Raw genomic sequence first — 21,407 nt, 5'->3', positions numbered from 1 at the left:
AACTCGCGACCCCGACCTTGGCAAGGTCGTGCTCTACCAACTGAGCTATTCCCGCTCGGGATACTATATTTTCTATACTGAATCTGTCTGCGCAGGCTTGCGAATTCTTCATCGGTACGGGGTGCGCATTATACGAGAAATCCGTTTTGCCGCAAGCCCCTGAAAGCAAAAAAATCATTTTTTAGTTTAAGTGCTGATTAAAACAGCAATGTGGTGTTTTTACCAGCACCGGTTGATTAGGATTGGATAAAATGCTCGCGATAGTAGGCCAGCTCTGCCACCGACTCACGAATGTCATCCAGTGCTTGATGGGTGTTCTGCTTCTTGAAACCGGCCAGAATTTCAGGTTTCCAGCGGCGCGCCAGCTCTTTTAACGTGCTGACATCCAGATAGCGATAATGGAAATAGGCTTCAAGCTCCGGCATGTAGCGGAACAGGAAGCGGCGGTCTTGACCCACGCTGTTACCACAAATCGGTGAAACACCTGCGGGTACCCACTGTTTCAGGAACTCAATGGTTTGCAGCTCAGCATCATGGTCACTGAATGGGCTGGCTTTAACCCGCTCAACCAAACCACTGCCGGTGTGAGTACGTACATTCCACTCATCCATTAGCCCAAGCTGCTCATCCGTTTGATGAACCGCCAGCACCGGGCCTTCTGCCAAGATATTAAGATTAGCATCGGTGACCAGGGTTGCGATCTCGATGATCCGATCTCGTTCAGGATCAAGACCGGTCATTTCCAGATCAATCCAGATCAAATTATTTTGGTTCTCTGCCATTTTATTTCCTGCCTGTTAACGGGTGAGTCGACCGAACAAAGGGTTAATTGATAAAATTATGTGTATCATAGCCCTTTTGGTCGCAACCAGCGATATATGCGAAATCAAGTGAGGCACAGTGAGTAAGAATAAACTGTCCAAAGGTCAACAACGCCGTGTGCAGGCGAACCATCAGCGCCGGCTACGCACTGATAGAAAACCTGAGTTAGATGACTCTCAGCTTGGCGATGCGCAAGAAGGTATCGTAATCAGTCGTTTCGGTCAGCATGCCGATGTCGAAGCCGCCGATGGCGTTCAGCATCGTTGTAATATCCGCCGCACCATCAAGTCACTGGTGACCGGTGACCGTGTGGTCTGGCGCCCTGGTCTGCAAGCGCAGGAAGGTGTGCGGGTTAAAGGTATTGTCGAAGCTGTGCATGAACGGACCTCGGTTCTGACACGCCCTGATCTTTATGATGGCGTGAAACCGATCGCCGCCAATATCAACCAGATCGTGATCGTATCGGCGATCTTACCTGAACTTTCTCTTAATATTATCGATCGCTATCTGGTGGCCTGTGAAACACTGGATGTCGAGCCATTAATCGTGCTGAATAAAATCGATTTACTGGATGCCGATGGGCGTAAATTCGTTGATGGCATGATGGATATTTATCGTCGTATTGGCTACAACGTGCTCGAAGTCTCTAGCCAAACCCGTGAAGGGATGGAGGCCTTTGAGCAGGCGCTGGCTGGGCGAATCAGTATCTTTGCCGGTCAGTCTGGTGTGGGTAAATCCAGCCTGCTAAATGCCCTATTACCACCAACGGATAACGAAATTCTGGTGAATACCGTTTCGGATAACTCCGGTCTGGGCCAGCACACCACTACCGCTGCTCGCTTATATCATTTCCAGCATGGCGGCGATGTGATTGATTCACCAGGGGTGCGTGAATTTGGCCTCTGGCATCTGGCTCCGGAACAAATCACCCAAGGATTTGTCGAATTCCGTGATTATCTCGGTCATTGCAAATTCCGTGATTGCAGCCATACCAATGATCCTGGTTGTGCACTGCGTGAAGCGGTGGAACAAGGCAAAATTGCCGAAGAGCGCTTTGATAATTATCATCGGATTCTGGAAAGTATGGAGCAGGCGAAACCTCGTAAGACATCAGATAGCGACGAGAAATGATGTGTTAATCGCGGGTCTCCCCTGTGATACCCATAACCCAAAATAATTGGTGTTGCTGCTAACAGTGCGGCAACACCAAGTAAAAGCGTACTTATCTAATGAGGTCGACGTGCTAGACAGTATCAAAATCAGATTACAATATTTGCTCCCAAAACAGGGCCTGACCCGCTTGGCTGGCTGGGGTGCAGATAAACAAGGCGGCTGGTTGACTCAACTGGTGATCAAAGCCTTTGCCCGTTACTACAAAGTTAATATGAAAGAAGCGCAGGACTCTGAATTCTCCGCTTATCGCAGCTTTAACGAATTCTTTGTTCGCCCGCTACGGGCAGGTGTACGCCCAATAGTGGCGGAAGATAACCTCTTGGCCCAACCTGCGGATGGCGCAATCAGCCAGTTAGGCGCGATTCGTGATGGGCAAATTTTGCAGGCCAAGGGCCACAACTACAGTCTGGAGGCTCTGTTGGCAGGTAACTATATGCTAGCCGCTGAGTTCCAGAATGGTCAGTTTGTGACGACCTATCTGGCCCCGAGTGACTACCATCGCGTACATATGCCGTGTGATGGTGTGTTACGTGAAATGATTTATGTGCCAGGCGATTTGTTCTCGGTCAATCCATTGACCGCAGCGAATGTGCCGAATCTGTTTGCCCGTAATGAGCGCGTGATCTGCATCTTCGATACTGATTTTGGCCCAATGGCACAAATTCTGGTCGGTGCCACTATTGTTGGCAGCATAGAGACCGTCTGGGCAGGCACCATTACCCCACCTCGCGAGGGTGTTATTCGCCGCTGGACATACCCGCAAGCAGGCAATGAAGGCGCGGTTGTACTGGAAAAAGGGCAAGAAATGGGCCGCTTTAAGTTAGGTTCTACGGTGATTAATCTGTTCGCTGAAGGCAAAGTGTACTTAGCGTCACAGTTAAACAGCGGCGCTATCACCCGCATGGGTGAAGTATTGGCCGAAGCCGTCCCTAAGTAACTCTACCGCACCCGATCCAAAGAACTTGGAGTTGCAGGTAGGCAGCAAGCGAACAAATCCCGATGAGCTTACTCAAGTAAGTGATTCGGGTGAATGAGAGCAGCTAACACCCCTGCGGCTTCAAGTACGAAGGATATAGTTTTCTGCTGACGACGTAACTGATGCTGATGTTAAGGAACCCTTACGTGCGCCCAATAATTTCTCGGCCTTTTGCCAAGCTCATCTCCTTCAGTAACTTCATGATTTTTGGCGTATTACTGTCATTTATCATGTTGCTCTCCCTGCCGCTTCATGCGGCAACCCAGCCCAATGAAGATCAGCTCCGGCAAGAGCTAAAGCAGGCTGAAGCGAATAAAGGGATGGCCAATCAGGCAGAAATTATTCAGGCGCTGCAAGGGGCTTTAAGCTGGTTGGCGGATGCCAAAGAGTCTGACATCCGCGCCCAGCAGTATCAAAAAGCGATTGATGACTTCCCCAAACTGACCCGCGAGTTACGTCAGGAACTGGCGCAAGAGGGGGATAAACCCCTGCCTGTGCCCAGCAATTTGTCCACCTCCGAGCTAGAACAACAAGTACTGCAAGTCAGCAGCCAATTACTGGAATTGAACCGCCTGTCGCAGCAAGAGCAGGATCGCGCGCGCGAGATCAGTGAGTCACTCAACCAACTGCCGCAGCAGCAATCAGAAGCGCGGCGCATTCTGGCCGAAATCAGCACGCGGCTTCAGGCACAAAGTAACCCAGCAAACCCCGCCGCACAGGCACAGCTGGCGTTATTGCAGGCAGAAGCCGTGGCGCGCAAAGCGAAAGCCAATGAGTTAGAGCTTTCTCAGCTTTCAGCCAATAACCGGCAGGAGTTGTCACGGCTGCGGGCTGAGTTGTACAAAAAGCGCCAAGAACGGGTGGATGCCCAGCTTCAGGCTTTACGTAATACATTGAATAATCAGCGCCAGCAGGCAGCAGAACAGGCGTTGGAGCGCACCGAACTGCTGGCCGAGCAAGGCGGTGATTTACCTGAATCCATTATCCAGCAGTTGCAGATAAACCGTGAGTTGTCTCAAGCACTGAATCAGCAAGCGCAGCGCATTGACCTTATCTCTTCGCAGCAACGCCAGGCGGTATCTCAGACGCAGCAAGTCCGGCAGGCACTCAGCACCATTCGTGAGCAAGCCCAGTGGTTGGGCGTTTCAACCGCATTGGGCGAAGCATTACGTGCGCAGGTCGCCAGGCTGCCTGATGTACCGAAATCGCAGCAGTTGGATCGTGATATGGCACAACTGCGGGTTCAGCGTCTGCAATATGAAGATATGCTGGATAAGTTACAGCAGCAAAATACCAAGTTAAAACAAGATGATGGCACACCACTAACCACCGAGCAGCAGCGCATTCTGGATGCCCAGTGGCGCACCCAGCATGAATTGCTCAACTCTCTGCTCTCTGGCTATGACTCGCAGATTCTTGAGCTTACCAAGCTGAAAGTGGCGAACAGTCAGTTGGTGGATGCGCTAAGTGAAGTGCGCGAGGCTACGCACCGTTATCTGTTCTGGGTCGCGGATGTCAGTCCGATATCACTCTCATACCCGATTAACGTTGCCCATGATCTGACCCGCCTGCTGTCGCTGGATACCCTTTCACAGCTGAGCGGCGCATTCGTCATGATGATGACCAGCCAAGAGACATTGCTGCCGATTATTGCCGCCCTGCTGTTTGTCGGCTTCAGTATCAGTTCGCGCCGCCATTACCATGCCTTCCTTGAGCGCGCCAGTAGCCGGGTAGGTAAGGTCACGCAAGACCACTTCTCGTTGACGCTACGTACCGTATTTTGGTCGATTCTGATGGCCCTGCCGCTGCCGGTGTTATGGGCGGCCCTCGGTTATGGGCTGCAAAATGCCTGGTCCTACCCAATGGCGATCGCCATTGGTAATGCTGTCACCGCCACTGTACCAGTGCTGTGGGTGTTTATGATCAGTGCCGCATTTGCCCATCCTCTTGGCCTGTTTATCACCCATTTCCGCTGGTCACCGGCACAAGTCGGGCGAGCAATGCGCTTCTATCGCATGTCGGTATGGTTGATTATTCCATTGATGATGGCCCTGATCACTTTTGAGAATTATAACGACCGTGAATTCGCCGGCACCCTCGGTCGGTTATGTTTTATCTTGCTGTGTATCGCCTTGAGCCTGGTAACCAACAGCCTGAAACGGGCAGGTATCCCGCTCTATCTGGATAAAAAAGGGTCAGGCGAAAACATTGTTAACTCAGCGCTGTGGGGGCTGTTGCTGTCCGCGCCATTGATTGCCGCGCTGGCATCAGCACTCGGTTATCTCACCACCTCACAAGCGCTACTGGCGCGTTTAGAGACCTCGGTCGCCATCTGGTTCTTCCTATTGGTGGTTTACCATATTATTCGCCGTTGGATGCTGATCCAGCGCCGCCGCATTGCCTTTGACCGCGCGAAACAGCGGCGAGCTGATATTTTGGCGCAGCGTGCGCGGGGCGAAGATGACACGCCGCACAATAACAGCACCGAAGGTTCCATTGATGTCGAAGAGCCGGTCATTGATCTGGATGTGATCAGCGCCCAGTCACTGCGGCTGGTGCGATCAATCCTCACCATGATCGCCCTGGTTTCCGTGATTGCTCTATGGTCTGAGATTCACTCCGCGTTTGGTTTTTTGGAAAACATTCGCCTGTGGGATGTTTCATCCACCATTAACGGTATTGAGTCAGTGCAGGCGATCACCATGGGATCACTGCTGATCGCCATTTTGGTGATGATTGTCACCACTCAGTTGGTGCGCAATCTACCCGCCCTGCTGGAACTGGCGCTATTGCAGCATTTGGATCTGACACCGGGGACGGGCTATGCCATCTCCACCATCACCAAATATTTGCTGATCCTGTTTGGCGGGTTACTCGGTTTCTCAATGCTGGGGATCGAGTGGGCGAAATTCCAATGGCTGGTTGCCGCTCTGGGTTTGGGGTTGGGCTTCGGTTTGCAGGAGATTTTCGCCAACTTCGTCTCTGGCCTGATCATTTTGTTCGAAAAACCGATCCGTATCGGCGATACCGTGACTATCCGTGATCTCACCGGGAGCGTGACCAAAATCAATACCCGCGCCACCACCATCTCTGACTGGGACCGCAAAGAGATCATAGTGCCGAATAAGGCGTTTATTACTGAACAATTTATTAACTGGTCACTGTCAGATTCGATTACCCGTGTGGTACTGACAGTGCCCGCACCGGCTGAAACCAGCAGTGAGGAGGTGACAGAAGTGTTACTGACCGCTGCGCGCCGCTGTACGCTGGTATTGGATAACCCGCCACCGGAGGTCTATTTGGTCGATCTCCAGCAGGGGATTCAGATTTTCGAACTGCGAATTTACGCCGCCGAAATGGGCCACCGGATGCCGCTGCGCCATGAGATCCACCAGCTGATTCTGGCCGGTTATCGCGAGCATGGCATTACCCTGCCATTCCCACCATTCCAGGCGCGTCTGGAAACTCTGGGGCGTGGCGCTGGCCGCACTATAACCTCTGGCCGTGGCCGCACGCCGGGCAGTTTGTAACGTATGTAATCCAATAAAAATGGCCTGATTCTTTATAGAGTCAGGCCTAGTAAGCAGAATCTTACCCAAAGTTAGAGGGGCAACTAGGCGATATTGACCGGAAACGCAATCACATCACTCAACCTTTCCGCATTCAACGCCAGCATCACCAAACGATCAACCCCTAGCGCCACGCCAGAACAATCCGGCAAGCCGTGCTTCAGAGCGGCAATTAGATTCATATCGATTGGGTTCTGCGGCAAACCACGTTTAGCACGGCTGCGATTATCTTGCTCAAAACGTTGCAACTGTTCATCACCATCTGTCAGCTCATGGAATCCATTCGCCAGCTCAATACCTTTGAAGTAAACCTCAAAACGCTCGGCTACACGGTGATCTTCAGTACTGATCACGGCGAGGGAAGCCTGTGATGCTGGGAAATGGTAAACGAAAGCGGGTTTATCACGGCCAATATGTGGCTCGACCCCGACAGTAAACAGCAGTTGCAGCAGTGTATCGCGATCTTCTTCGGTATCGGCGATATTACCTAAATCCAATTTTGCCGCCGCGTCACGTAATTGCGCTTTATCTGCCGAGAGCGGGTCAATGCCGAGATGGCGCTGGAAAGCTTGCTGATAAGAGAGGGTTTCCGCGCTATTGCAATCCAGAATTTGCTGCAACAGGTCATCAACCTCATTCATTAAGCGATACATATCATAATGTGGGCGATACCATTCGAGCATGGTGAATTCAGGATTGTGATGACGACCAGCTTCTTCATTGCGGAAACTGCGGCCCAACTGATAGATAGAGCCACTGCCCGCCGCCAGCAGGCGCTTCATGTGGTATTCCGGACTGGTCATCATGTACAGCGTCACACCATCGGCAGCGCCCGGGCCAACAAACCGGGTTTGGAATGGGACTAAATGAACGTCCGTCACTGTCGCTTGGCTCATGGTCGGCGTTTCAACTTCCAATACGCCACGATCGGCAAAAAAGCGCCGGATCTCTGCCATTATTGCTGCGCGCTTCAACAAATTGGCGATAGGTGCACTCGGCTGCCAGCTTGCCGTTTCGCTCATGGTGGTTAACTCCGAAATCAAACAGGGGATGCAGTCTACTCGCATCTACTCCCTCAGACAAATCTGTCCCCCCTCCCGGTGCTTTCCCCGACGAATTCAGCATTTCACTCTGCAAAAAACTTATCTACCCAGCAGATCCTGTTTGGGATCACGTTTTTGTTAGTAATGCCCTTGAGGCGGTTCAAATAAAACAAAACAATCGATCACATCAAATTTCTACTACTTAGCATTGGGTATAATTATTCCCATACAAAAAGTAAGAAATAGCTATTCTTAATACCATGATCCTCTTACCGGCTAATAAGTTAGCACGGTAATAATATAAAAAAATTATTAAGAATAGGGATTCACTTTATATACCCAGAATTGTTGGAGTTGCAGCTAACATCGCTGTGCCGCCAACGGCGAAGGGTATAGGATTTTCACTTGAACAATGGAGAAGCGCAGTGCAAACCTTTAACGCCGATCTTGCCATTATCGGAGCCGGGGGAGCTGGTTTACGTGCAGCAATAGCCGCAGCGGAAGCCAACCCTCAGCTGAAGATTGCTCTGATCTCGAAAGTATACCCGATGCGTAGCCATACTGTGGCTGCCGAAGGGGGATCAGCCGCCGTCACGCAGGACCACGATACCTTTGACTATCATTTCCACGACACCGTAGCCGGTGGTGACTGGTTATGCGAACAAGATGTTGTTGACCATTTTGTCCACAGCTGCCCGGAAGAGATGGCGCAGTTGGAAATCTGGGGCTGCCCGTGGAGCCGCAAACCTGATGGCTCAGTTAACGTTCGCCGCTTTGGTGGGATGAAAATTGAACGTACGTGGTTCGCCGCTGATAAAACCGGCTTCCACATGCTGCATACCCTGTTCCAAACCTCATTGAAATACCCGCAAATTCAGCGTTTTGATGAGCATTTCGTCCTGGATATTCTGGTCGATGATGGTCAAGCGCGCGGCGTTGTTGCTATGAATATGATGGAGGGCACCCGCGTGCAAATCCGGGCGAACGCCGTGGTCATGGCCACCGGCGGCGCGGGTCGGGTTTATCGTTATAACACTAACGGCGGTATTGTTACCGGTGATGGTATGGGGATGGCATTCCACCACGGCGTTCCGCTGCGGGATATGGAATTTGTGCAATATCACCCTACCGGCCTGCCGGGTTCTGGCATCCTGATGACCGAAGGTTGTCGTGGTGAAGGCGGTATTCTGGTTAATAAAGATGGCTACCGCTATTTGCAGGATTACGGCATGGGGCCAGAAACCCCGCTTGGCGAGCCAAAAAACAAATATATGGAATTAGGCCCACGCGATAAAGTTTCGCAAGCCTTCTGGCATGAATGGCGGGCTGGCCGCACTATCGCCACACCACGTGGTGATGTGGTCTATCTGGACTTGCGCCACTTGGGCGAGAAAAAACTGCTCGAGCGTCTGCCATTCATCTGTGAATTGGCAAAAGCTTATGTTGGTGTCGACCCGGTAAAAGAACCAATCCCGGTGCGCCCAACCGCGCATTACACCATGGGCGGCATTGAAACCAACCAGCAGTGCGAAACTCGCATCAAGGGGCTGTTCGCGGTCGGCGAATGCTCTTCTGTTGGTCTGCACGGTGCTAACCGCTTAGGTTCCAACTCACTGGCAGAACTGGTGGTCTTTGGCCGTGTGGCGGGCGAGCAAGCTGCACTGCGCGCCATGGAAACTGGCCCGGCAAACGGCAGCGCGCTGGATGCCCAAACTCGTGACGTCGAAACCCGCCTGAGCAACCTGATGAAACAGGAAGGGACGGAAAATTGGTCCAAAATCCGCGATGAAATGGGCCTGTCGATGGAAGAGGGTTGCGGCATCTACCGCACACCGGAACTGATGCAGAAAACCGTGGATAAGTTGGCTGAGCTGAAAGAGCGCTTCAAACGCGTGAAAATCACTGATAACTCTAGTGTTTTCAACACAGATCTGCTGTACACCATTGAGCTAGGTTATGGCTTGGATGTGGCTGAATGTATGGCTCACTCAGCACTGAACCGTAGGGAGTCCCGCGGCGCACATCAGCGTCTGGATGAAGGCTGCACCGAGCGCGATGATGTTAATTTCCTCAAGCATACTTTGGCCTTCCATACCCCAGGCGGCGCACCACGCCTTGAATACAGCGACGTGAAAATTACCAAGCTGGCACCGGCAAAACGTGTTTATGGTGGTGAAGCCACAGCACAAGATGCGAAAGATGCGAAAGATGCGAAAGATGCAAAAGATTTGAAGGATAAGGAGCAGGCGAATGACTGATATGAAAGTCCTGAAAATGGAGGTCATGCGCTACAACCCAGAACGTGATAGCGAACCTCACTTCGAAACCTTTGAAGTACCTTACGATGAGCAAACTTCTCTGCTGGATGCGTTGGGCTATATCAAAGATAACCTGGCACCGGATCTCTCTTATCGCTGGTCTTGCCGGATGGCGATTTGCGGCTCGTGCGGCATGATGGTCAACAAAGTGCCGAAGCTGGCCTGTAAAACCTTCCTGCGCGAATATACCGCCGGGATGAAGGTCGAGGCACTGGGCAACTTCCCAATCGAGCGCGATTTAGTGGTTGATATGACTCACTTTATCGAAAGCCTGGAAGCCATCAAACCTTATATTATCGGCAACGAGCGGAAGCCGAAAGATGGCCCGAATAAGCAGACTCCGGCTCAGATGGCGAAATACCATCAGTTCTCTGGCTGTATCAACTGTGGATTGTGTTATGCCGCTTGCCCGCAGTTTGGTTTGAATCCAGAATTTATCGGCCCGGCTGCTATCACGCTGGCTCACCGTTACAATCTGGATAACCGCGACCACGGCAAGAAAGAGCGTATGCCTCAGCTTAACGGTAAAAATGGTGTCTGGAGCTGTACCTTCGTCGGTTACTGCTCTGAAGTTTGTCCGAAACACGTTGATCCGGCTGCTGCTATCCAGCAAGGCAAGGTCGAGAGTGCCAAAGACTTCATGATCGCCATGCTGAAACCACAATAAGGGAGGGGAGACAATAATGATGACTAAACGTAAAGCTTATGTCCGCACCATGGCCCCTAACTGGTGGCAAAAGCTCGGTTTCTATCGTTTTTATATGTTGCGTGAAGGGACATCGGTGCCGACAGTATGGTTCAGTGTTCTGATGATTTACGGCGTATTCGCGTTGAAAAGTGGCCCCGCTGGGTGGGAAGGTTTCGTCGGCTTCCTGCAAAACCCATTGGTGTTACTGATTAATATCATTACGTTATTGGCCGCAGTGTTACATACCAAAACCTGGTTTGAACTGGCACCGAAAGCCGCCAATATTATCGTGAATAGCGAAAAAATGGGTCCAGAGCCAGTTATCAAGGCGCTGTGGGTTGTGACGGTCGTGGCTACCGCGATTATTTTAGCCGTTGCCTTACTCTAACCCGGAGGAAAACAAGATGAATCAAGTCCCTAAGCGCTCCGATGAACCTATCTTCTGGGGCCTGTTTGGTGCTGGCGGTATGTGGAGTGCCATTATTGCACCTGCGGTTATTCTGCTGGTCGCTATTCTGCTGCCACTGGGTGCCTTTCCAGGTGATGCGCTGAGCTATGAGCGCATTCTGGCGTTCTGTCAGAGTTTTATTGGCCGGATATTCCTGCTGCTGATGATTATTCTGCCACTCTGGTGCGGTTTACACCGTATCCATCACGCCATGCATGATTTGAGGATCCACGTCCCAGCGGGGAAATGGGTGTTCTATGGCTTAGCCGCCATTCTGAGTGTGGTTGCTATCATCGGTGTCCTGACACTGTAATCACTAATGCCCTATCAATGGCCCGCGCCTCTGCGGGCCGTTTTTTTGCTACCCTGCCAATAACTCAGATTCATCCATTTGCTTCCCCCATAGATGATAGCTATTCTCAATGGCAAGTTACCGCCTGAAATATGAGGAATACCAATGCGTCTGTGGTCAAAATTATCTGTATTGATGGCAACCCTGCTCTCTGTTGCTTGCAGTGTCACGCCGCCAAAAGACGTAAAAATCGTCGATAACTTCCAATTACCTCGCTATCTCGGCACATGGTATGAGATTGCTCGACTGGATCACTCTTTTGAACGCGGGCTAGACCATGTCACCGCCAATTACTCGCCCCGTGACGATGGTGGCGTAAAAGTGATTAATCGAGGCTATAACGCAAATAAGCAGCAATGGCAGGAGAGTGTAGGGAAAGCCTATTTTATTGGCTCCCCACAACAAGCCTCACTTAAGGTCTCATTCTTCGGGCCTTTCTATGGCGGCTACAACATCATTGATTTAGATGATGAATATCAGCATGCCTTAATTGCTGGTCCGAACCGAGATTATCTGTGGATTTTATCCCGTACGCCGACCATTGATAGCCAAACACGCGATCGTCTGGTCGCCGTAGCGAAGAATTATGACTTCCCGGTGGAGGATTTGATCTGGGTTAAGCAGACGCCAACTTCAACCCAATAATCCCCGCCAAAATCAGCCCCAAACTAAACACACGTGCCAGGCTGGCGGACTCCCCCAGCAGCACAATACCTAAGATGGCAGTACCTACCGCACCGATACCGGTCCAGACCGCATACGCGGTGCCAGCCGGTAGCGTCTTCATCGCATAGGCCAACAGAAAAACACTCGCCGCCATCGCCACAAGGGTGATAACACTGGGTGTCAGCCGCGTAAAACCATGGGAATACTTCAGGCCGATGGCCCAAATAACCTCTAATAAACCTGCGATAACCAGAATAATCCAAGCCATGGTAACCACCTCGCTCAGGCGGGGTCGTCCCCGGGAAACAGATGCGTGCTCAGGTCGTCCCGAACAGCCGAAAGATTAGAGGGATAAATTACCACTATCAATAATAAGCGGCAATATATTCAGCGTGGGTATGGGATGTGTAAGGGGTCGTTTGTGACAAAAAATTCGGCGGGAAACACCGCCGATGACAGCATAAAAACCGCTTATTCAGCGCTGCGTTCAATCGCGCTACCCGCACTTTGAACATCTTTACCAACACCCTTCGTGGTGTTACAGGCACTCAATGAAGAGATAACCAACAATGAGAAAATAATCGCGATGCTTTTCTTTACCATTATGAAAGTTCCTTATAGAGCTTTGTGCATATTCGCTTTATAAGCATAGTCATAAAAACAGCATTGCGCTTTCTCAGGTTTAAGCTATGGCAAAACCGAGTGATGTCAATCAACCCAAATCAACTCAGCCCAGATAGCAGAAAACCGCTTTTAAGCGGTTTTCTTTAATTCTCAGCACAGCTTATTTATCAAGCTTACTTAACGCGAGAAACATATTCGCCAGAGCGGGTATCAACTTTGATGATTTCGCCAACCTGTACGAATAATGGCACTTTGACCACTGCACCGGTGCTCAGCGTCGCAGGTTTGCCACCAGTACCGGCAGTATCACCTTTCAGACCTGGGTCAGTGTCAACGATTTCGAGTTCAACAAAGTTTGGTGGGGTGACTGCGATAGGCAGGCCATTCCACAGAGTTACGATACATTCAGCCTGATCAACCAGCCATTTGCCGTTGTCACCAATCGCTTTTGCATCAGCTTGCAGCTGTTCGTAAGTCTCGTTATTCATGAAGTGCCAGAACTCACCGTCATTGTACAGGTAAGTCAGGTTCAGGTCGTTAACGTCAGCGCCTTCCAGAGAATCTGTTGATTTGAAGGTCTTTTCAACGCGCCCGCCAGTCAACAGACGGCGCATCTTAACACGCGCAAAAGCCTGGCCTTTGCCTGGTTTTACGAACTCGCTGGACTCAACCGAATAAGGCTCGCCCTCGAACATGATTTTAAGACCGGGACGAAAATCGTTGCTATAATAACTGGCCATGATGGTCCTCAAGAAACTGGTAGTAAGCCTAAAAAATGGCAAGTATTGTAACCCGAAACATGCCAATTAGAGAAGATTGGTTGCAACAACTCGCCGATGTAATTACCGATCCGGACGAATTGCTAAGAATTCTGTTCTTAAATGAACACCCTAACCTGCAACAAGGCACTGCGGCACGTCGTTTATTCCCGCTTAGAGTACCACGGGCATTTGTCGCACGTATGCAACCTGGCGATCCATTCGACCCTTTATTACTTCAGGTGCTCACCACCCGTGAAGAGTTTATCGCTGCACCCGGTTTTACCAACGATCCGCTTGATGAACAGCGCAGTGTTGTGCCCGGCTTATTGCATAAGTATCGCAACCGCGCGCTATTGTTGGTTAAAGGCGGTTGTGCCGTCAATTGCCGCTACTGCTTCCGCCGCCATTTCCCTTATCAGGATAACCAAGGCAATAAAGCCAATTGGCATCAGGCGCTGGATTATATCCGCCAACATCCTGAGCTGGATGAGATAATCTTTTCGGGCGGCGACCCGTTGATGGCTAAAGACAGTGAGCTAAGCTGGTTATTGGATGAACTAGAAAGCATAAGCCACATCAAACGGTTACGTATCCACACGCGTTTGCCGGTGGTGATCCCTGCCCGAATTACTGCGGCTCTGTGCCAGCGGTTGAGTGATTCACGATTGCAGGTGTTGATGGTCACACATATAAACCATGCCAATGAAATCGATCAGCCCTTGCGAGACAGTATGGCACAGCTAAAACGGGCGGGTGTGACGCTATTAAACCAGAGCGTGCTGCTGCGCGGCGTCAATAATGATGCAGATGTACTAGCAATATTAAGTAATGCCTTGTTTGATGCAGGGATTTTGCCTTACTACATTCACGTCTTAGATAAAGTGCAAGGTGCTGCTCACTTTATGGTCGATGATGATGAAGCGCGACAATTAATGAAAGGCTTACTCAGCCGTGTATCTGGTTATTTGGTCCCACGCCTGGCACGAGAAATCGGCGGGCAACCCAGTAAAACACCACTGGATCTGCGATTAATGCAGAGTGAGTAACCGAACAACCAAGGGATGCCATGGCATCCCTTGGTTTCAACTAATACCTAAGCTTAAGCTATCAAGGGCACTTATAAACTTCGCCAACCATTTTGCTGTCTAGTGGCGCAAAGCTTGATAAGAAGGTTTCGCTCGGGCTGGTTGCACCATAAATTACGTTACCCCCCATGGCCGCTGCTTTATTACGCAGGTCATTTGCTGCACCACGCATAGAGCTGCTTTCACCGCCGCCACCTGATAGCCAGTTGCTCTGAACCCCAGTTACCTGACCGACCAACTGACATTCACTACCCGGTTTGGTATCGGAGAACTTCACTTGCTCGCCTGCCGAACTCAATTGGTTTGTGGAGCTACAGCCTGCCAGCAACAACGCTGCTGAAAGACCAAGTAACACTTTAATCCGCATTTTTTTCCCCATTCTAAGTTGAGAATCACGCTAAAGATTACCAGAAAGCACCGCCGCCGCTTAGGCATCCGTTGCCGAAATTATCCAGATACCCAATATCGAGACTGATAGCCAATAGTTTACACATTAAATTAGCGCAGAAGCTAAATAAAGTCCTGCAATCATCGCACGGAATAAAATAAAACCGCTTTTAGGGCGTAAGGTTGCAAAATTTGAATCAGAAAAGACCGAGTATGATGCTCTATTAGGGCGGGGTTATGACAGGTTTGGAAATAGCAGATTTAGTTATCATGAATAAAATAAAAGCGAGCAGGTCACCCCACTCGCTTTTATCAACAGCTTTACCTTCCGTTACCGTTATCTAAACGGCAACCAAAAGATTGGGAGCATTACATCATGCCGCCCATGCCGCCCATACCACCCATGCCGCCAGCGCCCATATCACCGCCTTTGTCATCACGTGGCAGGTCAGTGATCATGCACTCGGTGGTGATCATCAGACCAGCAATAGAGGCTGCGTACTGCAGAGCAGAACGAGTCACTTTGGTTGGATCCAAGATACCCATCGCGATCATGTCGCCGTACTCTTCGCTGTATGCGTTGTAACCGTAGCTACCTGAACCCGCTTTAACGTTGTTCGCGATAACTGAGGCTTCTTCACCGGCGTTAACCACGATCTGACGCAGTGGAGATTCCATCGCACGCAGAGCAACTTTGATACCTACGTTCTGGTCTTCGTTGTCGCCTTTCAGGCCAGAAGCAGTGATAGCAGATGCCGCACGAATCAGTGCAACACCACCACCAGCAACAACGCCTTCTTCTACTGCGGCACGGGTTGCGTGCAGAGCATCTTCAACGCGTGCTTTCTTCTCTTTCATTTCAACTTCAGTTGCGGCGCCCACTTTGATAACGGCAACGCCGCCAGCCAGTTTAGCAACACGCTCTTGCAGTTTTTCTTTGTCGTAGTCAGAAGTCGCATCTTCAATTTGCTGACGGATCTGAGTAACACGGCCCTGAATTGCGGCTTCGTCGCCTACGCCATCGATGATGATGGTAGTGTCTTTGTTGATAACAACACGTTTTGCCTGACCCAGATCTTCCAGAGTGGTTTTTTCCAGTTCCAGACCGATCTCTTCAGAGATAACAGTACCGCCAGTCAGAGTTGCGATGTCTTGCAGCATAGCTTTACGACGATCGCCGAAACCAGGTGCTTTAACAGCAGCCACTTTCACGATACCGCGCATGGTGTTAACAACCAGAGTCGCCAACGCTTCGCCTTCAACGTCTTCTGCAATGATCAGCAGTGGTTTACCCGCTTTCGCTACTGCTTCCAGTACTGGCAGCATTTCACGGATATTAGAGATTTTCTTGTCAGCCAACAGGATGAATGGGCTTTCAAGCTCAATCGAACCCGTTTCTGGTTTATTGATGAAGTAAGGAGACAGGTAGCCACGATCGAACTGCATACCTTCTACAACGTCCAGTTCGTCTTGCAGGCCAGAGCCCTCTTCAACGGTGATAACGCCTTCTTTACCTACTTTTTCCATCGCCTGTGCAATCAGCTCACCCACGGTTGAGTCAGAGTTCGCCGAGATGGTGCCTACCTGAGCGATAGCTTTAGAATCAGAGCAAGGTACAGACAGTTTTTTCAGTTCTTCAACTGCAGCGATAACTGCTTTGTCGATACCGCGCTTCAGGTCCATTGGGTTCATGCCGGCCGCAACTGCTTTCAGACCTTCAGTGATAATGGATTGAGCTAATACAGTTGCAGTAGTAGTACCGTCACCCGCCGCGTCATTCGCTTTAGAGGCAACTTCTTTAACCATCTGTGCGCCCATGTTCTCGAACTTGTCTTCCAGTTCGATCTCACGTGCAACTGATACACCGTCTTTGGTGATAGTTGGAGAGCCGAAAGACTTATCCAGAACTACGTTACGGCCTTTCGGGCCTAGGGTCACTTTCACTGCATCAGCAAGGATGTTTACGCCGCGTAGCATTTTGATGCGTGCGTCGTTACCGAATTTTACGTCTTTAGCTGCCATTGGTATTTCCCTTAACTCGTTCAGTTCAGAAGATTAGAGAGCGTGATTACGCTTCAACAATTGCCAGGATGTCGCTTTCGGACATGATCAACACTTCTTCATGGTCGATCTTTTCTGACTTCACGCCATAACCATCGTTGAAAATAACGATGTCGCCTACTTTCACATCCAGCGGCTTGATCTCACCGTTATCCAGGATGCGACCATTGCCGACTGCCAGAACTTCACCACGGGTAGATTTACCCGCTGCAGTGCCAGTCAGAACGATGCCGCCAGCAGATTTGGATTCAACTTCTTTGCGCTTGACGATAACGCGGTCATGCAATGGACGAATTTTCATTGATAGCTCTCCTATGAGAAGGTCCGTATCAGATTTAGGATTAATATCGGTCTGCCTTCATAACCGATACCGTGGCTTTCTTAATGGGGGCGATCTCTTATCGCTTCAAGGGAGAGGACAAAAAAAATTTCATTTTTTTCTCGCCTGAAAGTGGATTGTTTTATCCACTTCATCCCCCCTACCCCTCAAGAAAAACCTGTCATTAACATGGTAACTTTATATTTAATAAACAAACTATTAGCGATAACCTGCTACTTACCTATCATCTTTAAAACGATTATCTGTAGATTTATCATCCTCATCCGGGCGATGCTCTACGGTGTAGCGATCATCGGTTTTACGCTGAAACTCGCCGTCAAAGGTATTTCCGCCACCCATTGGGCCGCTACCTGTACCAAAGCCGCCGCCACGATAAATGTTCAGATGTGGCATCAATTTTAGCGTCAACGATTTTTGAATCGGTGGTAATAGCAGCAGCAAGCCGAGGAAATCGGTGAAGAAGCCGGGGATCAGTAACAAGAAGCCAGCTAAAATCAGCGAAACACTCTTGACCATTTCTGCCGCCGGGCTTTCACCGGCAGCCAGTTTTTGCTGCATCTGCATAAAGGTTTTGATCCCTTGGTTGCGCACCAGAGATATCCCCACGCAGGAGCTAAGGATCACCAGCAGCAGGGTCACTAAGACACCTAATACAGCTGCGACCTTGATAAATATCGATATTTCTATGTATGCCAATAAAAATATCAGCGCTAACGGTAACCAACGCACCGCGTTCTCCTTATTCCAATCATTCAGTACCCCTCATCAGGTCACCCTGCCTGACAGATACCATGAAAACCTTAACCCAACTGGTGCTGACTCGCCCTTACTTCCCCTTAGTTGCGAATTTAGACGTCAGCTCCCCCTTCAATCTGGGTTGACTTCAATGAAGTGGTGGTTGTTGACAAGCTTTTCAAGCTGAGGAGATACTTTTATTACTAATTAGTCTAACTGTGAGTGAAATCACAGATATCAGATCATCTCAATTAATTACGACCATATAGTGATCCTAGTTCAAGGCTTTTTATTACTAAGCAGCATATGATCCTGTTAGCAATAAGATGAATGGTTAATCTTTCCGCACGAAAGGTTCAACACGGCATCATATTGCGTCCACGGCGGTATAATTTAGTTAACAAATACAAAACAAGACAGCACATTAGAGAAGGTTCTCATGTCAAATAACATTCGTATTGAAGAAGACCTGTTAGGTACACGAGAAGTCCCCGCAGAGGCTTACTACGGTGTTCATACCCTGCGTGCGATTGAAAACTTCTATATCAGTAATAGCAAAATCAGTGATGTTCCGGAATTTGTTCGCGGCATGGTTATGGTTAAAAAAGCGGCGGCAATGGCGAACAAAGAGCTGCACACTATCCCGCGTAAGATTGCTGACATCATTATTCAGGCATGTGACGAAGTTCTGGATAAAGGGAAATGTATGGATCAGTTCCCGGTAGACGTGTTCCAAGGCGGCGCCGGTACCTCGTTAAACATGAATACCAACGAAGTTCTGGCCAATATCGGTCTGGAACTGATGGGTCACCAGAAGGGGGAGTATCAATACCTTAACCCTAACGACCATCTGAACAAATGTCAGTCCACCAACGATGCCTACCCAACCGGCTTCCGCATTGCGGTCTACGCCTCCATTATGAAGTTGATCGACGCGATCAATGAATTAGGCGAAGGTTTCGGTAGAAAATCTAAAGAATTCGAGAAAATTCTGAAAATGGGGCGCACCCAGTTACAGGATGCTGTACCAATGACGCTGGGTCAGGAGTTCCGTGCTTTCCAGGTGCTGCTGAACGAAGAGACTAAAAACCTGCAACGCACCGCAGAGTTGTTACTGGAAGTTAACCTAGGTGCTACCGCTATCGGTACTGCGCTAAATACACCAGAGGGTTACTCCGAGCTGGCAATTAAAAAACTTTCTGAAATCAGTGGCTTGCCATGTATTCCAGCAGAGGATTTGATTGAAGCGACCTCCGACTGCGGCGCTTATGTGATGGTGCATAGTGCCCTGAAACGTCTGGCCGTTAAGATGTCAAAAATCTGTAATGACTTACGTCTGCTGTCATCAGGTCCACGTACTGGTTTGAATGAGATAAACCTGCCTGAGTTGCAGGCCGGCTCTTCAATCATGCCAGCTAAAGTGAATCCGGTGATTCCAGAAGTGGTTAACCAGGTCTGTTTTAAGGTGATTGGTAACGACACTTGCATTACTATGGCGGCCGAAGCAGGTCAGCTCCAGTTGAACGTCATGGAGCCAGTGATTGGCCAGGCAATGTTTGAGTCCATCCATATCCTGACAAATGCTTGTTACAACCTGTTGGAAAAATGCATTAACGGCATTACTGCCAACAAAGAGGTTTGCGAGCGTTACGTCTTTAACTCCATCGGTATCGTCACCTATCTCAACCCATTCATTGGCCACCATAACGGTGACATTGTGGGCAAAATCTGTGCGGAAACCGGTAAAAATGTACGGGAAGTGGTTCTGGAACGCGGCTTATTAACTGAAGCCGAGCTGGACGACATTTTCTCTGTTGAGAACCTGATGCATCCGGCCTATAAAGCGAAACGTTATACCGATGAAAATGAACAATAAAATAATCATCCGGTAGCCCGATAAGGCACGCATGCTCCTCTGGACAGCGTGCCTTTTTACTTTCTGGCAAATACAATTTTTTAACTTTAATTTTTCATTTGGATCAAGGAGTAAACACTATGATAGCCGTAGAATTAGTCATCGTTCTGCTGGCCATTTTTTTAGGGGCCAGGTTAGGCGGTATCGGTATCGGCTTTGCGGGTGGGATTGGTGTTCTGGTATTGGCGATTATTGGCGTCAAACCCGGCAGCATTCCCTTCGACGTTATTTCAATCATCATGGCCGTTATTGCTGCAATCTCTGCGATGCAGGTCGCAGGCGGTATGGATTATCTGGTGCAGCAAACTGAAAAGTTACTGCGCAAGAACCCAAAACACATCACTATCCTTGCACCACTGGTCACCTATTTTCTGACCATTTTTGCCGGGACTGGTAACATCTCTCTATCCGCCCTGCCGGTGATTGCAGAAGTGGCGAAAGAACAAGGCATCAAACCTTGCCGTCCGCTCTCTACCGCAGTGGTTTCCGCGCAAATCGCCATCACCGCATCACCGATTTCTGCGGCAGTGGTCTATATGTCCTCAGTCATGGAAGGCCACGGCGTCAGCTACTTACATCTGCTGATGATCGTCATTCCATCCACCTTATGTGCCGTGCTGGTGATGTCGTTTATCGTCTCCTTATGCTTTAACTCCAAACTGTCAGATGACCCTATCTATCTGAAACGTTTGGAAGAGGGCTTGGTGACGTTACGTGGCGACACAGTAAAAGTGATCAAACCACGGGCTAAAACCTCGGTGCTGCTGTTCCTGGCGGGCGTATTGTGTGTTGTGGCTTATGCCATCATCAACAGCCCAAGTGTCGGTCTGGTGGCAACACCGCTGATGAACACCACCAATGCTATCCTGATCATCATGCTGAGTGTGGCGACCATCACCACGCTGGTCTGCTCGGTTGATACCGATTCAATCCTGAATTCCAGTACTTTCAAAGCCGGTATGAGTGCCTGTATCTGTATCCTCGGTGTAGCCTGGTTAGGTGATACCTTTGTGCAGCACAATCTGGAGTGGATTAAAGAGACTGCGGGTAGCTTGATTCAAGCTCACTCATGGTTGCTGGCGGTTATCTTCTTCTTCTGTTCAGCACTGCTTTACTCTCAGGCGGCAACTGCCAAGGCATTGATGCCAATGGCAATGGCGCTAAACGTTTCACCACTGGCAGCCATTGCATCTTTCGCAGCGGTTTCCGGTCTGTTCATTCTACCGACCTACCCAACACTGGTCGCCGCGGTACAAATGGATGACACCGGCACCACCCGTATTGGTCGCTTCGTGTTTAACCATCCGTTCTTCATCCCAGGCACCATCGGGGTAGCACTGGCCGTCTGTTTCGGCTTCGTGATGGGCGGTTTGGTTCTGTAATTTGTCCACTATCAATGGGGCGCGTCATGCGCCCTGTTTTCTCGGCCCTATCCCACCGTGAC

General features: G+C 49.9%; 20 protein-coding genes. 11 read left to right on the top strand and 9 right to left on the bottom strand.

All coding sequences use genetic code 11. From position 1 onward, the window contains the following. Positions 1-236 precede the first annotated feature (236 nt). Positions 237-782 carry an oligoribonuclease gene (gene orn / locus AACW11_RS04780; RefSeq protein WP_005275770.1) on the bottom strand — a complete coding sequence of 182 codons (546 nt, stop codon included), beginning with the start codon at positions 780-782 and terminating at the stop codon, positions 237-239. Positions 783-900: 118 nt separating this feature from the next. Here orn and rsgA point away from each other — a divergent pair, with 118 nt between their 5' ends. The 3 genes from rsgA (at position 901) to mscM (ending at position 6,501) form a co-directional block, all read left to right on the top strand. Next, positions 901-1,953: a small ribosomal subunit biogenesis GTPase RsgA gene (rsgA, locus tag AACW11_RS04775; RefSeq protein WP_005275771.1), complete on the top strand. Its 1,053-nt coding sequence runs from the start codon at positions 901-903 to the stop codon at positions 1,951-1,953. A gap of 109 nt (positions 1,954-2,062) precedes the next feature. Continuing rightward, on the top strand, positions 2,063-2,932 hold the full coding sequence (asd, locus tag AACW11_RS04770; RefSeq protein WP_212586168.1) for an archaetidylserine decarboxylase: 870 nt from the start codon (positions 2,063-2,065) through the stop codon (positions 2,930-2,932). A 239-nt stretch (positions 2,933-3,171) separates the two neighbouring features. Then, positions 3,172-6,501, top strand: coding sequence for a miniconductance mechanosensitive channel MscM (gene mscM, locus AACW11_RS04765; RefSeq protein WP_212586176.1), 3,330 nt, complete (start codon positions 3,172-3,174; stop codon positions 6,499-6,501). 83 nt (positions 6,502-6,584) lie between these two features. Here mscM and epmA read toward each other — a convergent pair whose 3' ends face one another. Continuing rightward, on the bottom strand, positions 6,585-7,562 hold the full coding sequence (gene epmA / locus AACW11_RS04760) for an elongation factor P--(R)-beta-lysine ligase (protein ID WP_212586167.1): 978 nt from the start codon (positions 7,560-7,562) through the stop codon (positions 6,585-6,587). A gap of 446 nt (positions 7,563-8,008) precedes the next feature. On the opposite strand from epmA, the gene frdA reads away from it, so the two are divergent. The 5 genes from frdA (at position 8,009) to blc (ending at position 12,034) form a co-directional block, all read left to right on the top strand. After that, positions 8,009-9,841, top strand: coding sequence for a fumarate reductase (quinol) flavoprotein subunit (frdA, locus tag AACW11_RS04755; protein ID WP_145491191.1), 1,833 nt, complete (start codon positions 8,009-8,011; stop codon positions 9,839-9,841). Continuing rightward, on the top strand, positions 9,834-10,568 hold the full coding sequence (locus AACW11_RS04750; RefSeq protein WP_032898196.1) for a succinate dehydrogenase/fumarate reductase iron-sulfur subunit: 735 nt from the start codon (positions 9,834-9,836) through the stop codon (positions 10,566-10,568). The genes frdA and AACW11_RS04750 overlap by 8 nt, the downstream gene beginning before the upstream one ends. 16 nt (positions 10,569-10,584) lie before the next feature. Next, positions 10,585-10,977, top strand: coding sequence for a fumarate reductase subunit FrdC (frdC, locus tag AACW11_RS04745; protein WP_005275791.1), 393 nt, complete (start codon positions 10,585-10,587; stop codon positions 10,975-10,977). Positions 10,978-10,993: 16 nt separating this feature from the next. Beyond that, entirely contained in the window at positions 10,994-11,350 is a 357-nt protein-coding gene (gene frdD / locus AACW11_RS04740; protein WP_004873939.1) for a fumarate reductase subunit FrdD, read from the top strand. Positions 11,351-11,494: 144 nt separating this feature from the next. Beyond that, positions 11,495-12,034, top strand: coding sequence for an outer membrane lipoprotein Blc (gene blc / locus AACW11_RS04735; RefSeq protein WP_212586166.1), 540 nt, complete (start codon positions 11,495-11,497; stop codon positions 12,032-12,034). On the opposite strand, the gene sugE is transcribed toward blc, so the two are convergent. The 3 genes from sugE to efp form a co-directional block, all read right to left on the bottom strand. Beyond that, positions 12,006-12,323 carry a quaternary ammonium compound efflux SMR transporter SugE gene (sugE, locus tag AACW11_RS04730; RefSeq protein WP_212586165.1) on the bottom strand — a complete coding sequence of 106 codons (318 nt, stop codon included), beginning with the start codon at positions 12,321-12,323 and terminating at the stop codon, positions 12,006-12,008. The genes blc and sugE overlap by 29 nt on opposite strands. 203 nt (positions 12,324-12,526) lie before the next feature. Further along, positions 12,527-12,658, bottom strand: coding sequence for an entericidin A/B family lipoprotein (locus tag AACW11_RS04725; protein ID WP_048618983.1), 132 nt, complete (start codon positions 12,656-12,658; stop codon positions 12,527-12,529). A gap of 194 nt (positions 12,659-12,852) precedes the next feature. After that, positions 12,853-13,419 (bottom strand): elongation factor P, encoded by a 567-nt coding sequence (efp, locus tag AACW11_RS04720; RefSeq protein WP_032898198.1) that lies wholly within the window; start codon positions 13,417-13,419, stop codon positions 12,853-12,855. A gap of 35 nt (positions 13,420-13,454) precedes the next feature. Here efp and epmB point away from each other — a divergent pair, with 35 nt between their 5' ends. After that, entirely contained in the window at positions 13,455-14,486 is a 1,032-nt protein-coding gene (gene epmB, locus AACW11_RS04715; protein ID WP_212586164.1) for an EF-P beta-lysylation protein EpmB, read from the top strand. Between the two features lie 61 nt (positions 14,487-14,547). Here the strand turns inward: epmB and AACW11_RS04710 are convergent, their stop codons facing one another. From AACW11_RS04710 to AACW11_RS04695, 4 genes are all read right to left on the bottom strand, one after another. After that, a complete protein-coding gene (locus AACW11_RS04710; RefSeq protein ID WP_032898200.1) occupies positions 14,548-14,892 on the bottom strand; it encodes a DUF4156 domain-containing protein in 345 nt (114 codons plus the stop codon). A gap of 389 nt (positions 14,893-15,281) precedes the next feature. Continuing rightward, positions 15,282-16,934: a chaperonin GroEL gene (gene groL / locus AACW11_RS04705; protein WP_032813274.1), complete on the bottom strand. Its 1,653-nt coding sequence runs from the start codon at positions 16,932-16,934 to the stop codon at positions 15,282-15,284. 46 nt (positions 16,935-16,980) lie between these two features. Then, positions 16,981-17,274: a co-chaperone GroES gene (locus AACW11_RS04700; protein WP_004391824.1), complete on the bottom strand. Its 294-nt coding sequence runs from the start codon at positions 17,272-17,274 to the stop codon at positions 16,981-16,983. Between the two features lie 255 nt (positions 17,275-17,529). Beyond that, a complete protein-coding gene (locus AACW11_RS04695; protein ID WP_212586163.1) occupies positions 17,530-18,042 on the bottom strand; it encodes an FxsA family protein in 513 nt (170 codons plus the stop codon). A gap of 445 nt (positions 18,043-18,487) precedes the next feature. Between AACW11_RS04695 and aspA the strand changes: the two genes are divergently transcribed. Beyond that, the gene (gene aspA, locus AACW11_RS04690) at positions 18,488-19,924 is read left to right on the top strand and encodes an aspartate ammonia-lyase (RefSeq protein WP_004873951.1); all 1,437 of its coding nucleotides are present in this window, start codon (positions 18,488-18,490) and stop codon (positions 19,922-19,924) included. Positions 19,925-20,043: 119 nt separating this feature from the next. After that, on the top strand, positions 20,044-21,345 hold the full coding sequence (locus tag AACW11_RS04685) for an anaerobic C4-dicarboxylate transporter (RefSeq protein WP_004873952.1): 1,302 nt from the start codon (positions 20,044-20,046) through the stop codon (positions 21,343-21,345). Positions 21,346-21,407: the final 62 nt, after the last annotated feature.

This window comes from Yersinia sp. Marseille-Q3913 (assembly GCF_963892745.1).
Classification (GTDB): Bacteria; Pseudomonadota; Gammaproteobacteria; order Enterobacterales; family Enterobacteriaceae; genus Yersinia; species Yersinia bercovieri.
The sequence above is the reverse complement of the archived record's forward strand: the minus strand, read 5'-3'. Positions and strand labels throughout refer to the sequence as shown.

What these genes read in the sequence shown, in the direction of transcription:
- AACW11_RS04685 (WP_004873952.1), top strand. Translation starts at nt 20,044, where the DNA reads ATGATAGCCGTAGAATTAGTCATCGTTCTGCTGGCCATTTTTTTAGGG.
- sugE (WP_212586165.1), bottom strand. Translation starts at nt 12,323, where the DNA reads ATGGCTTGGATTATTCTGGTTATCGCAGGTTTATTAGAGGTTATTTGG.
- efp (WP_032898198.1), bottom strand. Translation starts at nt 13,419, where the DNA reads ATGGCCAGTTATTATAGCAACGATTTTCGTCCCGGTCTTAAAATCATG.
- orn (WP_005275770.1), bottom strand. Translation starts at nt 782, where the DNA reads ATGGCAGAGAACCAAAATAATTTGATCTGGATTGATCTGGAAATGACC.
- AACW11_RS04750 (WP_032898196.1), top strand. Translation starts at nt 9,834, where the DNA reads ATGACTGATATGAAAGTCCTGAAAATGGAGGTCATGCGCTACAACCCA.
- groL (WP_032813274.1), bottom strand. Translation starts at nt 16,934, where the DNA reads ATGGCAGCTAAAGACGTAAAATTCGGTAACGACGCACGCATCAAAATG.
- AACW11_RS04725 (WP_048618983.1), bottom strand. Translation starts at nt 12,658, where the DNA reads ATGGTAAAGAAAAGCATCGCGATTATTTTCTCATTGTTGGTTATCTCT.
- epmA (WP_212586167.1), bottom strand. Translation starts at nt 7,562, where the DNA reads ATGAGCGAAACGGCAAGCTGGCAGCCGAGTGCACCTATCGCCAATTTG.
- epmB (WP_212586164.1), top strand. Translation starts at nt 13,455, where the DNA reads ATGGCAAGTATTGTAACCCGAAACATGCCAATTAGAGAAGATTGGTTG.
- frdC (WP_005275791.1), top strand. Translation starts at nt 10,585, where the DNA reads ATGATGACTAAACGTAAAGCTTATGTCCGCACCATGGCCCCTAACTGG.
- frdD (WP_004873939.1), top strand. Translation starts at nt 10,994, where the DNA reads ATGAATCAAGTCCCTAAGCGCTCCGATGAACCTATCTTCTGGGGCCTG.
- AACW11_RS04710 (WP_032898200.1), bottom strand. Translation starts at nt 14,892, where the DNA reads ATGCGGATTAAAGTGTTACTTGGTCTTTCAGCAGCGTTGTTGCTGGCA.
- AACW11_RS04700 (WP_004391824.1), bottom strand. Translation starts at nt 17,274, where the DNA reads ATGAAAATTCGTCCATTGCATGACCGCGTTATCGTCAAGCGCAAAGAA.
- aspA (WP_004873951.1), top strand. Translation starts at nt 18,488, where the DNA reads ATGTCAAATAACATTCGTATTGAAGAAGACCTGTTAGGTACACGAGAA.
- blc (WP_212586166.1), top strand. Translation starts at nt 11,495, where the DNA reads ATGCGTCTGTGGTCAAAATTATCTGTATTGATGGCAACCCTGCTCTCT.
- mscM (WP_212586176.1), top strand. Translation starts at nt 3,172, where the DNA reads ATGATTTTTGGCGTATTACTGTCATTTATCATGTTGCTCTCCCTGCCG.